The 294-nt window shown below is 65.3% G+C and carries 1 protein-coding gene; it reads right to left on the bottom strand.

The features are described 5' to 3' along the window. Nucleotides 1–294, bottom strand: a 294-nt coding sequence (locus E5W87_RS35785) for a hypothetical protein (protein WP_292408769.1), incomplete at both ends; no start/stop codon positions are given.

The raw sequence follows: 294 nt of genomic DNA, 5'->3' as shown, positions 1-294 counted from the left end.
ACCGACACCGCCGCCGCCGCCGACCGCCATCGCCATGATGCCGGACGAACCGAAGCCCTGCGTGGTGATGAGGCCGGAATTGATGACGGTCACCTTTCTGGCTTCGCTGGCGCCGCCACCATGTCCAGCCAAGCCCATATTCACGTTGACGCTGGTCTGGCTGCTGCCGCCGACATTATAGGACTTGGCCGTGCTGGAGCCGCCAATGCCGCCGCCGCCGCCGATCGATTGGGCGATGATGCCCGACGAGAAAGCGCCGGTCGTGGTCAGCGTGCCCGAATTGATGACGTCGAC

This window comes from Mesorhizobium sp., from assembly GCF_004962925.1.
In the GTDB taxonomy this organism is placed as follows: domain Bacteria; phylum Pseudomonadota; class Alphaproteobacteria; order Rhizobiales; family Rhizobiaceae; genus Mesorhizobium.
Note: the sequence above shows the minus strand (reverse complement) of the source record. Positions and strands in the feature narration are given on the sequence as shown.